The organism is Ancylobacter radicis (assembly GCF_018449475.1).
GTDB classification, from domain to species: domain Bacteria; phylum Pseudomonadota; class Alphaproteobacteria; order Rhizobiales; family Xanthobacteraceae; genus Ancylobacter; species Ancylobacter radicis.
Map to the genome: position 1 here is coordinate 200,789 of NZ_JAHCQH010000014.1, position 14,206 is coordinate 214,994.

Below are 14,206 nucleotides of genomic sequence, written 5' to 3' on the forward strand. Positions count from 1 at the left end.
TGGAGCAAGCCTGCGGGGTCGCCTCAGGGGCTGCCCCGATGCCGTCTCAGACGCCGGCGGAAACACCCGTCTGGTCGCCGAGGCGCGCCAGCGTCTCGGCCTTGCCGAGAACCGCCAGCACGTCGAAAATGCCGGGCGAGGTGGTTCGTCCGGTCATGGCGGCGCGCAGCGGCTGGGCCAGCGCCCCGAGCTTGACCGCCTTCGCCTCCGCCACCTCGCGCATGGCCGCCTCGGTGCTGGCCGCGCTCCAGTCCTCGACGCCCTGAAGCGCCTCGGCGGCGGCGACGAGAAGCTGCCGCGCGTCCGGGGTCAGAAGGGCCTTGGCCTTGTCTTCCAGCGCGAAGGGGCGCGACTTCCAGATATAGCCGGCGCTGTCGATCAGCTCGACCAGCGTCTTGGCACGCTCCTTGAGGCCCGGCATGGCGGCGATGAGCTGCGCCCGGCGCTCGGGGGTCAGTGCGGCGGCGATCGCGGCGCCATCAGGCAGATGCGGCAGCAGCGCGTCGAGCGCCGCCATCAGCTCCTCGTCGGGCGTCTGCCGCATATAGAGGCCGTTGATGCTTTCGAGCTTGGCGAAATCGAAGCGCGCCGCCGAGCGGCCGACGCGGTCGAGATCGAACAGCTCGCTCATTTCCTGCGTGGAGAAGATTTCCTGGTCGCCATGGCTCCAGCCGAGCCGCACCAGATAGTTGCGCAGCGCGGCGGGCAGGTAGCCCATGGCGCGATAGGCATCGACGCCGAGCGCGCCGTGGCGCTTGGAGAGCTTGGCGCCATCCGGCCCGTGAATGAGCGGGATATGCGCCATCTTCGGCACATGCCAGCCAAGGGCGAGGTAGATCTGCGTCTGCCGCGCGGCATTGGTCAGATGGTCGTCGCCGCGGATGATGTGGGTGACGCCCATGTCGTGATCGTCCACCACGACCGAGAGCATGTAGGTCGGCGTGCCGTCCGAGCGCAGCAGGACGAGGTCGTCGAGATCCTTGTTGGGAATGACCACGCGGCCCTGCACGAGATCGTCGATCACCGTCTCGCCCTCGGTCGGCGCCTTCAGGCGAAACACCGGCTTGCGGTCGGTCGGGTAATCCGAGGCCGGGCGGTCGCGCCAGCGCCCGTCATAGCGCGGCGGGCGACCTTCCTTGCGGGCGGTCTCGCGCATCTCCTCCAGCTCCTGCTGGGTGGCGAAGCAAGGGTAGGCGCGGCCGGCGGCGATCATCTGCTCCACCGCCTCGCGGTGACGTTCGGCGCGGGCGAACTGGTAGATCACGTCGCCCGACCAGTCGATGCCGAGCCATTTCAGCCCGTCAATGATCGCGTCGATCGCCTCCGGCGTGGAACGCTGGCGGTCCGTGTCCTCGATGCGCAGCAGCATGGTGCCGCCCTTGGCACGGGCATAGAGCCAGTTGAACAGCGCGGTGCGGGCGCCGCCAATGTGCAGGAAGCCGGTAGGCGAGGGGGCGAAGCGGGTAATGACGGTCTCGGACATGTCTCTTCCGTCTCACGTCGCCCGTATCGGACGACGGCAAAGCATGGCGGATGCGGAGGGTGCGTGTACCATAGCTCCCCGGCGTGGGAAATGGCGCCGGCCCCGGGGCTGCCATGCCAACGGGTCGGTGCCGCAACGCGGCGGGGCAGGGCGTGCAGGGCGCAGACGAGCCCCGTGCGGGGCGGCAGATGGATGACGGCGACGTGCCGCGCCGCGGCGCCCGCGCGCGTGCCGTCGCTATTGCCGTGCCACGGCGCGCGGGCCTGCGCGGCATTGGCTGGTCCGGCGAGGCGCTCGGCGGGCTGGCGGGCGGGCTGGCCGGGGCGCTGGCGCGGGAAGTCGAGGACCGGCGCTTCTTCCTCTTCCTGCCGATCGCCTTTGCCACCGGCATCGCGCTCTATTTCGGCGCGCCGCAGGAGCCGCTGCCCTATGCCGGCCTGCTGCCCGCCCTTGTGCTGGCCGGCCTTGCGATGCTCGCGCGCGAGCGGCCTCTGGCCTTCCATAGTCTTGTCCTTCTGGCGGCGATCGCGGCCGGCTTTGCTGTCGCGAGCCTGCAGGTGTAGCGCATCGCCCATCCCGTGCTGGCCGAGGCGGCGGAAGGGGTAGAGATCACCGGCTTCGTCGAGATGGCGGAGCAGCGCAGCCGTGGCAGCCGCATTACCCTTTATCTGACCTCCTTCGGCCGGCCCGGCATCACCGCGCCGGAGCGGGCGCGGGTGACGCTCGCCAGCCGGACACCGCCCAAGGTGGGTGAGCATGTGCGGGTGCGGGCGAGTCTGGCGCCGCCGCCGGGGCCGGCTTATCCGGGCGGGTTTGATTTCGGCCGGCTCGCCTGGTTCGAGGGCATCGGCGCTACCGGCTTTGCGCTCGGCCGTGCTGCGTCCGCCCCGACTTCCGCTCAGGCGCCGCCGGGGCTGGCGTTGAGCGCCTGGCTGGCGCAGGCGCGGGCGGCCATCGCCACGCGGATCCGGGCCAGCCTTCTGCCCCCGGCCGCGCCGGGCGGGCAAGCGGACACGAAGGCCGGGGAGGCGGCTATCGCTGTCGCGCTGGTGACGGGGCTGCGCGACGGCGTGCCGGAGGCGATCGAGGAGAGCATGCGCATCTCCGGCCTCTCGCATGTGCTCTCGATTTCCGGCCTGCACATGGCGCTGGTGGCGACCGGCATGTTCTTCCTCGTGCGGGCCCTGCTGGCGCTCTCGCCCGATCTCGCGCTGCGCTTTCCCATCAAGAACTGGGCGGCGCTTCCCGCCGTGCTCGCCGCCACCTTCTATCTCGCTTTGTCAGGCGCCGAGGTGGCGACGCAGCGCGCCTATGTGATGACGCTGATCGTGCTGGCCGGAATCATCCTCGGACGGCCGGCGCTGACGCTGCGCACGCTCGCTCTCGCCGCCTTCACCGTGCTGGCGCTGACGCCCTGGGCGGTGCTCGATCCCGGCGCGCAGATGTCCTTTGCCGCCACGCTGGCGCTGGTCGCCGCCTATGGACGGTGGGGCGGGTGGGTGCCGGCGCTCGCACCCGGCGGGGGGCGACGCTGGCTCCATGCGCCCATGGTCTACCTCGCCGCGCTGGTGCTGACCTCGCTGGCGGCGGGGCTCGCGACCGCGCCTTTTGCCGCCTATCACTTCCAGCGCCTCGCCCCGCTGAGCCTGCTGGCCAATCTCGCGGCCATGCCGGTGGTGTCCTTCGTTGTGATGCCGGCGGGCCTTGCCGGCGCGCTGCTCATTCCCTTCGGCTGGGATGACCCCGCCTGGCGCCTCATGGGCTGGGGCATCGAATTGATGGTGGCGATTTCCCGCGCCGTCGCCGAGGTGCCCGGCGCTGATCGCGCCCTCGCGGCCCTACCGCTGGCGAGCCTGATCTGCTTCGCGCTGGCGCTCGCCGCGCTCTGCCTGCTGCGCAGCGGGCTGGTGATCGTCGCGCCCGTGCTCGCTCTCGCCGGGATCCTTCTCGCCCCCACGGCCTCACGACCCGATCTGCTGGTCGACCGCGAAGGGCGCACCGTGGCGGTGCGTCAGGCCGATGGGCGTCTTGCCGTCATGGGGGACCGTGATCGCGGTCTCGCGGGGCGCTTCGTGGTCGAGCAATGGCTGAGCGCCGAGGGCGATCGCGCCCGCCTTGACGATGCGGCGCTCACGCAGGCGGCACGCTGCGACCCACTGGGCTGCACGCTGCGCACGCCGCAGGGCGAGGTGATCGCGCTGTCGCGCCATCGCGACTCGCTGGAGGAGGATTGCCGGCGCGCCGCCCTGCTCGTCACCACCGCCGCCCCGCCTTCCGACTGCGCCGCGCGCGTGCTGCGCATCGATCCGGCACGGCGGACCTCGGCGCTGGCGGTGTTTCGGGAGGAGCGAGCGACGGGGCGGTCCGCCGACGCTCCACCACCGAGCGGCTCCCGCGTGGGACCGGCACAGGAGGCCCTGGTCGCGCATGGGCTGGTCCCGCATGGGCCGCAAATGGAGGCCGAAGGTGCGGAAACCGAGAGTCCGGGGGCCGAACATCAGCAGGCCAACCGCGCGGACCCCGCACCCGCCGACACCGAACGCGCCGGCCTGCCGCTCATCCCATTGGGGCGGGGACTTAATATCGGCGATGGTGGAGACGCACAGCCCGCGCTCGAACCCAACGCCACCCCCGTGATCACCCGCAACTCTTACGGCGCTCTCTGGCGCGTTGTCGAAGCGCGCCCGGCGGAGGGCTCGCGCCCCTGGCTGCCACCGGCACGCCAGATATCCGCCGAGCCGACCGCAGCCGCTTTACCCGCAGGCCGGGCCGGCAGCGTTTCGCCGCCTAGTCATATCGTCGACGCCGCGCGGGCCGGCGCCGTGTCGGACAGCACAGAGGCTCAATAGCGCCGGAACAGCGCCACCAGACGGCCCTGAATCTGCACGCGATCCGGCCCGAAGATGCGGGTCTCATAGGCGGGATTGGCCGCTTCAAGCGCGATCGAGGCGCCCTTGCGGCGCAGGCGCTTGAGCGTGGCTTCCTCGTCGTCGATCAGCGCGACGACGATGTCGCCGGTATTGGCGGTGTCGGATTTGCGGATCAGCGCGAGATCGCCATCCAGAATGCCGGCCTCGATCATCGAGTCGCCGCGCACTTCGAGCGCGAAATGTTCGCCGCCCGAGAGCATTTCCGGCGGCATGCTGATCGTGTTGTCGCGCGACTGGATCGCCGCGATGGGCGAACCCGCCGCGATGCGGCCGACCAGCGGAATGGCCACCGGGCGGCGATTATCCTCGTCCACCAAGGCGGAGGGCACTTTCTGCCGGTTGAGGCTGCCCTCGATCACATTCGGGGCGAAGCCGCCGCGCGCCGGGCGGGGCTGCGCATCCTCGGGCATGCGCAGCACTTCGAGAGCGCGTGCCCGGTTGGGCAGGCGGCGGATGAAGCCGCGCTCCTCCAGCGCCGTGATCAGGCGGTGGATGCCGGATTTGGACCGCAGGTCCAGCGCCTCCTTCATTTCCTCGAAGGAGGGAGGGACACCGTCCCTTTTCAGGCGATCATCGATAAAGAGCAGCAGTTCGTGCTGTTTGCGGGTGAGCATCAATCCCGGTCCGTCTCATGCGGGCCGACCCTTACCGGGCCTGCAACCGAAACAAATCACGAACAAACACTATCCGTTCTTTGTGTGTTCCACAATGGGTAAACGATGCGCTTGGGCGGAAGGCTGGCGCGGTCGGATTTGATCGGCTATTTGTATGCAATGTCTTTTGTTGTGCCTAATGCCTATGCATGATGGCATGTGCGCCTGTGAAAGGAATGCCGTTTGATCGGATCCATCGCCGACATCCTCGCCGATCACCGTTCCGGCAAAAAGCGCCCGGCTGACACCGTCGCGCGGGCGCGGGCTCTGATCGCCGCTCATGATGATTCGGCGGTGTTCACGGCGCTGGTGGATGAAGCGGGCATCGCCGCTCAACTGAAAAAGCTGGAGGGTGCCGATCCCCAGCAGATGCCGCTCTATGGCGTGCCCTTCGCAGTAAAGGACAATATCGACGTCGCCGGCCTGCCGACCACCTGCGCCTGCCCCGATTATGCCTATCCCGCGACACGCGATGCCGCCGCCGTGGCGCGGCTGCGCCGGGCCGGGGCGATCCTCATCGGCAAGACCAATCTCGACCAGTTCGCGACCGGGCTGAACGGCACGCGCTCGCCCTATGGCACGCCGCGCAATGCGGTGCGGGGCGACCTCGTGCCGGGCGGGTCGAGTTCCGGCTCGGCTGTCGCGGTCGCCGCCGGGCTGGTGCCGCTGGCGCTCGGCACCGATACGGCGGGCTCCGGGCGTGTGCCGGCGGGGCTCAACAACATTGTCGGCCTCAAGCCCAGCCTCGGCCTCGTGTCGACGCGCGGCGTGGTTCCCGCCTGCCGCTCGCTGGATTGCGTATCGGTCTTCGCGCTCACGGTCGAGGATGCGCTGCTGGCCACCAGTGTGATGGCGGGGCCGGATGCGGACGATCCCTATTCGCGCGCGCTTGCGCTCGGCGCGCTCGCCGGCTTCCCGCCCAGCCCGCGCATTGCCGTGCCGCGGGCGCAGGACCGGTTGAGCTTCGGTGACCGGCAGGCGGATGCGGCCTTCCACCGCGCCACGGAGAGGATGGCAAGCCTCGGCGCGCGCCTTGTCGAACTCGACATGACCCCGTTTTTCGAGACCGCGCGCCTGCTCTATGAGGGTCCGTGGGTCGCGGAGCGTTATGCCGCGGTCGGCTCGTTCCTGGAATCGCGGCCGGATGCGTTCCATCCGGTGGTGCGGTCGATCATCGAGCAGGGGCGCGGCTTCAGCGCGGTCGATGCGTTTCGTGGCCAGTACCGTCTGGCGGAGCTGAAGGCGCAGGCCCACGCCGCGCTCGCCGGGATCGACGCGCTGATGGTGCCGACCATGCCGACCGTCTACACGGTCGAGCAGATGCTGGCCGAGCCGGTGCGCTGCAACAGCCATCTAGGCGTCTACACCAATTTCGTGAACCTGCTCGACATGTGCGGCCTGGCCGTCCCGGCGGAGATCCGCCCTGATGGTGCCCCCGCCGGCGTCACCCTGCTGGCTCCGGCCGGGCGCGACGCGCATCTGGCGTCGCTCGGGGCTGCTTTCCACCGCGCTACCGGGCTGACGCTCGGTGCCACCGGCGCCGCGCTGCCGCCCGCACGCGCGACGGCTCCCGCGCCGGCGCCGGGGCATATCGAGATCGCCCTGTTCGGCGCGCACCTCTCGGGCCTGCCGCTCAATGGCGATCTGCTGGAGGCCGGAGGCGTGTTCGTGCGCGCCTCCCGCACCAGCGCGGATTACCGGCTGTTCCTGCTGCCGGAAGGGCGGGTGCGCCGTCCCGGCCTGCTGCGCGGCACGCCGGGATCGGGGGCGGCGATCGCCTGCGAGATCTGGGCGCTGCCGCAAGAAGCCTTTGGCCGGCTGGTGGCCGGCATTCCCGCGCCGCTCGGCATCGCCACGGTGCTGCTGGAGGATGGCTCGCAGGTGAAGGGCTTCGCCATGGAAGCGTGTGCCGCACCGCTGGCGCGCGACATCACGGCCTTTGGCGGCTGGCGGGAATTTCTCGCGGATGAGGCCGCGCGGCGCAGCGCCGACATGCCGGCGGGCGCGTGAGGCCCTGCCTCAGGTAAAGCCGATAAGCATCTGATTTCAAATAGTTTGTGCGTATTGTTCATACGCGCCATGAACGATGCCGATATGGCTGCGCATGGCGGCGGAGGCGGCGTCCCGCTGGCCGCGCAGGATCGCCGTGACCACCTGATCATGCTCGCGATGCGACAGGGCGAGACGGCCCAGCGCATGAAACTGGGCGCGCCGGAACGGCGACAGACGCCGCCGGGTGCCCAGCGTGATTTCCACCAGATAGTCGTTGTGGCTGCCGGCATAGATCGAGGTGTGGAACTGCTCGTTCGCCTCGCGATAGGCGGCGAAGTCGCCGGCGCGCATCATCTCGCCCATCTGGGTGTGCAGCAGGTCAAGCTGGCGGCGTTCCGCCGGGGTCATGGCGAGCGCGGCAAGGCCGGCGCAGAGCGCCTCCAGCTCGGCCATCACGTCGAACATGTCCTGAAGCCGCTCCAGGCTGGGGCGGGCGACGACGGCGCCGCGATGCGGCCTCGTATCGACCAGCCCCGAGGCCGCCAGTTCGCGCAGCGCCTCGCGCACCGGCGTGCGGGAAACGCCGAAGCGGGCGGCGAGGGCGGTTTCGTCCAGCGTGGTTCCCGGCGGCAGCCGCCCACGGGTGATCTCGTCGGCGATCTGGAGGCGCAGTTCCTCGGCGCGGGTCACTCGCTTGCGGGCCTCGGCGGTGGGGCCGGTTCTCGGGGACATCACAGCGAGGGGCATGGTGTCAGATGATCATGGGCATGCGTGCCGCCAACGCGGGAGTCGCGGCAACCCGTAGGCTAGCATGCAGAATCCGGTCCGTCGCCGTGGCCAGCGTCGATCATTCGTCGGGATCGGCGATGATGCTGACATGGGCGGCGACCACCTTCCAGCCTTCGGGCGTGCGCATCCAGGTCTGCATCTGCCGGCCGATGCGGCCGGGCATGACCGGGCGGCGGAACAGGGTCGAGGCGACCGCCATGTCGCGCCCGAAGGTGGTGATGACGGTGCGCTCCAATGTCCGTTCCAGACCCTGCGGCGAGCGGGCGGCGCGGAAGGCGCGGATGCCCTCGATGCCATAGATATTCTCGCTATTGCCATAGCGGATCGTGGTCGGGTCGTTCCAGAACAGTGCGTCGAGTTCGGTGACGTCGTTGCTCACCAGCGCGCGCTCATAGCGCGCAAAGACGGCTTCCACTTCGGCCTTCACGTCGGGAAGATTGATATCCATAAGCTCGCCCCCTGCTGGCGCCACATCACCGCCTGCGGCCGGCCGGGTCAATCCTCAAGCGGCAGAATCTCGCAGGTCTCGCCCGCGGACGCGGCGGGCGCATGGGGCTGGCGTACCAGCAGCACGTCGGCCCGTGCCAGCACCGAGAGCATGGAACTGTCCTGCACCGGCAGGGGGCGCACCAGCGGCAGGCCATCCTGCTCGCCGACGATCTGTGCGCGCTGGAAATCCATGCGCATCTCGTTGGCCTTCACATCCACCGCCAGCCGGGCGGGCTTTAGCGGCACGCGCGGCGGCACCTCAACGCCCTGCAAGGCCCTGAGCAGCGGCACGAGATAGAGCAGAGCGCAGACATGGGCCGAGACCGGGTTGCCGGGCAGGCCGAGAACGTGGCTGATGGATGCCCCGTGCGCGTAGGTGCCGAACATCAGCGGCTTGCCGGGCCGCAGCGCCACCTTGTGCACGGCAAGTTCGACGCCCTGGGAGATGAGCGCCGGCGCGACCAGATCATGGTCGCCGACCGAGGCGCCGCCCGTGGTCACCAGCACGTCGAAACCGGCGGCGAGCGCCGAACTCACGCCCGCCTGAGTCGCCGCCATGTCATCGGGCAGAATGCCGAAATCCGTCACCTCGGCCCCTGCCGCGCGGGCCAGCGCGCCGACCGAATAGATGTTGGACAGGATCACCTGATGCGACCCGGCCCCCGCGCCCGGCCGTACCAACTCATCGCCGGTGGAGAGCAAGCCCACGCGCGGGCGCCGATAGACCGTGAGGTCAGCGACATCCGCCGAGGCGGCCAACGCCAGATCGCGGGCGCGGAGCCTGTGGCCGGGTGAGAGCAGCACCTCGCCGCTGGCGAAATCGCCGCCCGCGCGGCGAATATGGCGTCCGGGCGTCGCCGCCTCGCGGATGGCCACGAGATCGCCCTCGCGCAGCGTATCCTCCTGGATCACCACGGCATCCGCCCCGGCGGGCATCACCGCGCCGGTGAAGATGCGCACCGCCGTGCCCGCCAGCATGTCCCCCTCAAAGGGGCGGCCGGCGGCCGATTCGCCGATCACGGTCAGCGTAGCGGGAAGGCTTGCCGCGTCGACGGCCCGCACCGCATAGCCATCCATGGCGGAGACATCGGCGCCGGGCGTGGTGCGGCGGGAAACAACGGGCTCGGCCAGCACGCGGCCGGCGGCGTCCATGAGCGGCACGCGCTCGGTGGGCAGGGGAGCGGCGGAAGCGAGCAGGCGCGTCAGCGCCTCGTCGACCGGCATCAGCGCCATGGCATATCCCCTCTCAACGGGTTGTATCAGCCGGCCTGCCAATGGCCGGAGCGGCCGCCGGACTTCTCCAGGAGCCGGATCGCCTCGATCCGCATCCCGCGATCCACCGCCTTGGCCATGTCATAGACGGTGAGGCAGGCGACGGAGACGGCGGTCAGCGCCTCCATCTCCACCCCGGTCTGGCCGCTGGTGCGCACGGTGGCCCGCACCCGCAAACCCGGCAGGGTGGCATCCGGTTCGATCTCGACCGCAACTTTCGAGAGCAGCAGGGCGTGGCAGAGCGGGATCAACTCATGGGTGCGCTTGGCCGCCATGATGCCGGCGAGCCGCGCCGTGCCGATCACATCGCCCTTTTTGGCGTTGCCGGAGAGGATGAGATCGAGCGTCGCCGCTTCCATCCGCACCTCGCCTTCCGCCACCGCCACACGGTCAGTGACAGCCTTGTCGGCGACATCGACCATGTTGGCGGCGCCGGTGGCGTCGAGATGGGTGAGGCTGGGGCGCTCGCTCATCAGCCCGCCGCCTGCATGGTGGGCGCGAGCAGGGCGCGCGTTGCCGCCGCCACGTCGGTCTGCCGCATCAGACTCTCGCCGACGAGGATGGTACCGATGCGCACCTTGGCGAGGCGGGCGACGTCCTCGGGTGTAAAGATGCCGCTCTCGCCGACGATCACCCGGTCGGCCGGAATGCGCGGGGCGAGCCGCTCGGAGGTGGCGAGCGTCACCTCGAAATTGCGCAGATTGCGGTTGTTGATGCCAATGAGCCGCGCCGGCAGGGTCAGCGCGCGGTCGAGCTCGGCATCGTCATGCACCTCGACCAGCGCATCCATGCCGAGGCCGTGCGCGGTGTCGATCAGATCGCGGGCGAGCGCGTCGTCGACCGAGGCCATGATGACGAGGATGCAGTCGGCGCCCCAGGCCCGCGCCTCGAACACCTGATAGGTGTCGTAGAGGAAATCCTTGCGGAGCGCCGGCAGCGAACAGGCGGCGCGGGCGGCGGTGAGGAATTCCGGCGCGCCCTGAAAGGAGGGGGTGTCGGTTAGCACGGAGAGGCACGCCGCCCCGCCCGCTTCATAGGCGCTGGCGAGAGCCGGGGGGTCGAAATCCGGCCGGATCAGGCCCTTGGAGGGGCTGGCCTTCTTGATCTCGGCGATCAGCGCGGTCTGGCCGGCGGCGAGCTTCGCCTCGATGGCGCGCAGAAACCCGCGCGTCGGTGCCTGCGCCTCGGCGTGCGCGCGCAGGCCAGCGAGCGGGCGGGCCAGCTTGGCGGCGGCGATCTCCTCGCGCTTATAGGCGCCGATCTTCTCCAGAATATCCGCCATGGCGCCTACTCCGCCGCCGTGGCGGAGACCGCCACCAGACGCTCCAGCGCCGCCTCGGCATGGCCGCCCGTGAGGCTGGCACGGGCGATCTCCAGCGCGGGCCCGATGGCATCGGCCTTGCCGGCGACGATGAGGGCCGCCGCCGCGTTGAACAGGGCCACATCCGCATAGGCGCTCTTCTCGCCCGCCAGCACGGCGCGCAGCGCCACGGCATTGGCCGTGCCGTCGCCACCTTTCAGCGATTCGGGCGTCGCGCGGGTGAGGCCGAATTCCTCCGGCGCGATCTCGAAGCTGCGGATCGTGCCGTCCTTCAGCTCCGCCACCGTGGTCGGGCCGGTGGTGGTGATCTCGTCGAGCCCGTCCGAGCCATGGACGACCCAGGCGCGGGCCGAGCCCAGCGTGCGCAGCACCTCGGCGATCGGCTCCACCCAGCCGCGCGCGAACACGCCGACCATCTGGCGGGTGACGCCGGCCGGGTTCGACAGCGGCCCCAGCAGGTTGAAGATGGTGCGCGTGCCCATCTCCACCCGCGTCGGCCCGACATGCTTCATCGCCGGGTGATGGGACGGGGCGAACATGAAGCCGATGCCGGCCTCCTTGATGCAGCGGGAGATCTGCGCCGGGGTGAGGTCGATCTTGACCCCCAGCGCCATCAGCACATCGGCCGCGCCGGACTTTGAGGACAGCGCGCGATTGCCGTGCTTGGCCACCGGCACGCCCGCGCCGGCGACGATGAAGGAGGCGCAGGTCGAGATGTTGTAGGAGCCGGAGGCGTCGCCGCCGGTGCCGACTACGTCTACCGCGTCAGCAGGCGCGTCGACGCGCAGCATCTTGGCGCGCATCGTCGTCACCGCTCCGGCGATCTCCTCGACATCCTCCCCCCGCACGCGCAGGCCCATGAGCACCGCGCCGATCTGCGAGGGCGTCGCCTCGCCCGACATCATGATGTCGAAGGCGAAGGCCGCTTCCGCCCGCGTCAGCGTCGCGCCGGTGGCGATCTTGCCGATGATGGCCTTGAGATTTTCCATCGTCCCCCCGGAGCGCGCGTCAGGCTGCCCGCGACCGGCCGGCGTTCCACGCGCGGGCCAGGTCGAGGAAGTTCTTGAGAATGGTCTGGCCGTGCTCGGAGGCGATGCTCTCGGGGTGGAACTGCACCCCGTGCACCGGCAGTTCCTTGTGCGAGAGGCCCATGATCAGCCCGTCATCGGTCTCGGCAGTGATGCCTAGCGCCGGCGGCAGGGTCTCGCGCTTGACTACCAGCGAGTGGTAGCGGGTTGCCTTGAACGGGCCGTTGATGCCGCGAAACACCGTCTCGCCCTTGTGCTGGACGTCGGCGAGCTTGCCATGGATCGGCAGCGGGGCGCGGATCACCTCGCCGCCGAACACCTGGCCGATCGCCTGATGGCCGAGGCAGACGCCGAACACCGGCACGCCCTCCTGCGCCGCGCGCGCGATGAGATCGCAGCAGATGCCCGCATCGTCCGGGGTGGCCGGGCCGGGCGAGATGACGATGGCCTCGGGCTTCATCGCCAGCGCCTCGTCGACGGTGAGCGTGTCATTGCGGCGCACCTCCACCTCGGCGCCTAGGCCGCCGAGATAGTGGACGAGGTTCCAGGTGAAGCTGTCGTAATTGTCGACAAGAAGGATCATCGCGCGTCCATCCGCCGGCCCGTGCCGGCTGCAAAGGTCTAGGGTCTGATCCGGCGCGGGGTCAAGCCGCGCCGGCCGGCGAACTCTCTATCGCCCGCCCCGCCATCGCCGATGCCGCGCCTGTTCCATCGTCCCGGTCCTCATTGCCCGCGTCCCGAGCGCGCGGCGAAGCGTACCGCTTCCTCACCGGCACGGAACAGAGCCTTGGCCTTGTTGACGCATTCCTGCAACTCGCTCTCCGGCACCGAGTCATAGACGATGCCGGCGCCGGCCTGCACATGCATCCTGCCATCCTTCACCACGGCGGTGCGCAGCACGATGCAGGTGTCCATCTCGCCATCGGCGCCGAAATAGCCGATGGCGCCGGCATAGATGCCGCGCTTGTCGCGCTCCAGCTCGTCGATGATCTCCATCGCCCGCACTTTGGGCGCGCCGGAGACGGTACCGGCGGGGAAGCCGGCGGCCAGCGCGTCGAGCGCGTCGCGGCGCGGGTCCAGCTCGCCCTCGACATTGGAGACGATGTGCATGACCTGGCTGTAGCGTTCGATGAAGAAGCTATCGGTCACCTGCACCGAGCCGATCTTGGCGACCCGGCCGACATCGTTGCGGCCGAGATCGAGCAGCATCAGATGCTCGGCCCGCTCCTTGGGATCGGCCAGCAGCTCGTCTTCCAGCGCCTTGTCCTCATGCGGCGTCGCGCCCCGGCGGCGGGTGCCGGCGATGGGGCGGATGGTGACGGTGTTGTCGCGCAGCCGGACGAGGATTTCCGGGCTGGAGCACACCAGCGAGAAGCCGCCGAAATTGAAATAGACCAGGAAGGGCGCCGGGTTGATCCGCCGCAGCGCGCGGTAGAGCGAGAAGGGCGGCAGGGTGAACGGGGCGTCGAATCGCTGCGACAGCACCACCTGGAAGATGTCACCGGCGCGGATGTACTCCTTCGCCCGCTCCACCATGGCGCGGTAGGCTTCCGGCGTGGTGTTCGACACCGGCTCCACCGCCTGATGGAAGATATCCTCCGGCGGCACATTGGGCAGCGCGCTGTCGAGCGCGGCGACGACGCGCTCCAGCCGGGCGCTCGCCTCCTCATAGGCGACGGCGGCGGCGAGGCCGGGGCGGGGCCGCACCGGCGTCACCACGGTGATCTCGTCGCGCACCGCATCGAACACAACCATCACGGTCGGGCGGATGAAGATCGCATCCGGCACGCCGAAAATATCCGCCTTGGCGTCCGGCAGGCGCTCCATCTGGCGCACCATGTCGTAGCCGAGATAGCCGAACACGCCGGCCGCCATGGGCGGGGCGCCGTCGGGCAGGTGGATGCGCGATTCCTCGACCAGCTTGCGCAGCGCCGCGAGCGGCTTGTCCGGGCAGGGCTCGAAGGCGTCGGGCGCGTGCGCGGCCTGCCGGTTGATCTCGGCGCGATCGCCATGGCAGCGCCAGATCACGTCCGGGTCGATGCCGATCATGGAATAGCGCCCGCGCGTGGCGCCGCCTTCCACCGATTCCAGCAGGAAGCTGTTCGCCCGCTCGCCGGCGATCTTCAGGAAGGCCGAGACCGGGGTTTCCAGATCGGCGATCAGCGTGGTCGTCACCACCTGGGCTTCGCCGCGCTCATAGGCGGCGGCGAAGTCCGCGACGTCGGGTGTCAGGCTCATGATACGGGTCT

13 protein-coding genes are annotated in these 14,206 nt (G+C 69.9%); 3 read left to right on the forward strand and 10 right to left on the reverse strand.

Features of this window, described 5'->3' with window-relative positions; translation table 11 throughout:
• Positions 1 to 46: 46 nt before the first annotated feature.
• Entirely contained in the window at positions 47 to 1,483 is a 1,437-nt protein-coding gene (gltX, locus tag KIP89_RS04200) for a glutamate--tRNA ligase (RefSeq protein ID WP_213754156.1), read from the reverse strand.
• Positions 1,484 to 1,671: 188 nt separating this feature from the next.
• On the opposite strand from gltX, the gene KIP89_RS19735 reads away from it, so the two are divergent.
• A complete protein-coding gene (locus tag KIP89_RS19735) occupies positions 1,672 to 2,046 on the forward strand; it encodes a hypothetical protein (protein WP_250152182.1) in 375 nt (124 codons plus the stop codon).
• Between the two features lie 15 nt (positions 2,047 to 2,061).
• Positions 2,062 to 4,332 (forward strand): ComEC/Rec2 family competence protein, encoded by a 2,271-nt coding sequence (locus KIP89_RS04205; protein ID WP_369807043.1) that lies wholly within the window; start codon positions 2,062 to 2,064, stop codon positions 4,330 to 4,332.
• Here KIP89_RS04205 and lexA read toward each other — a convergent pair.
• Positions 4,326 to 5,027 (reverse strand): transcriptional repressor LexA, encoded by a 702-nt coding sequence (gene lexA / locus KIP89_RS04210; RefSeq protein ID WP_213754157.1) that lies wholly within the window; start codon positions 5,025 to 5,027, stop codon positions 4,326 to 4,328. The two genes, KIP89_RS04205 and lexA, sit on opposite strands and share 7 nt — an antisense overlap.
• 222 nt (positions 5,028 to 5,249) lie before the next feature.
• Here lexA and atzF point away from each other — a divergent pair, with 222 nt between their 5' ends.
• Positions 5,250 to 7,076, forward strand: a complete 1,827-nt coding sequence (atzF, locus tag KIP89_RS04215) for an allophanate hydrolase (protein ID WP_213754158.1) — start codon at positions 5,250 to 5,252, stop codon at positions 7,074 to 7,076.
• A gap of 36 nt (positions 7,077 to 7,112) precedes the next feature.
• Here the strand turns inward: atzF and KIP89_RS04220 are convergent, their stop codons facing one another.
• The 8 genes from KIP89_RS04220 to trpE all read right to left on the reverse strand — a co-directional run bounded on the left by KIP89_RS04220 (position 7,113) and on the right by trpE (position 14,195).
• Positions 7,113 to 7,805, reverse strand: a complete 693-nt coding sequence (locus tag KIP89_RS04220; protein WP_213754159.1) for a GntR family transcriptional regulator — start codon at positions 7,803 to 7,805, stop codon at positions 7,113 to 7,115.
• Positions 7,806 to 7,905: 100 nt separating this feature from the next.
• Positions 7,906 to 8,295, reverse strand: coding sequence for an oxalurate catabolism protein HpxZ (gene hpxZ, locus KIP89_RS04225; RefSeq protein WP_213754160.1), 390 nt, complete (start codon positions 8,293 to 8,295; stop codon positions 7,906 to 7,908).
• Positions 8,296 to 8,342: 47 nt separating this feature from the next.
• Positions 8,343 to 9,569, reverse strand: coding sequence for a molybdopterin molybdotransferase MoeA (locus tag KIP89_RS04230; RefSeq protein WP_213754161.1), 1,227 nt, complete (start codon positions 9,567 to 9,569; stop codon positions 8,343 to 8,345).
• Positions 9,570 to 9,595: 26 nt separating this feature from the next.
• A complete protein-coding gene (gene moaC, locus KIP89_RS04235; protein ID WP_213754162.1) occupies positions 9,596 to 10,081 on the reverse strand; it encodes a cyclic pyranopterin monophosphate synthase MoaC in 486 nt (161 codons plus the stop codon).
• Complete coding sequence (gene trpC, locus KIP89_RS04240) at positions 10,081 to 10,890, reverse strand: indole-3-glycerol phosphate synthase TrpC (RefSeq protein ID WP_213754163.1); 810 nt, start codon at positions 10,888 to 10,890, stop codon at positions 10,081 to 10,083. Before trpC ends, moaC begins: the two co-directional genes overlap by 1 nt.
• A 5-nt stretch (positions 10,891 to 10,895) precedes the next feature.
• A complete protein-coding gene (gene trpD / locus KIP89_RS04245; protein ID WP_213754164.1) occupies positions 10,896 to 11,918 on the reverse strand; it encodes an anthranilate phosphoribosyltransferase in 1,023 nt (340 codons plus the stop codon).
• 19 nt (positions 11,919 to 11,937) lie between these two features.
• Positions 11,938 to 12,540 carry an anthranilate synthase component II gene (locus tag KIP89_RS04250; RefSeq protein ID WP_213754165.1) on the reverse strand — a complete coding sequence of 201 codons (603 nt, stop codon included), beginning with the start codon at positions 12,538 to 12,540 and terminating at the stop codon, positions 11,938 to 11,940.
• A 140-nt stretch (positions 12,541 to 12,680) separates the two neighbouring features.
• The gene (gene trpE, locus KIP89_RS04255; protein ID WP_213754166.1) at positions 12,681 to 14,195 is read right to left on the reverse strand and encodes an anthranilate synthase component I; all 1,515 of its coding nucleotides are present in this window, start codon (positions 14,193 to 14,195) and stop codon (positions 12,681 to 12,683) included.
• Between the last annotated feature and the right edge of the window lie 11 nt (positions 14,196 to 14,206).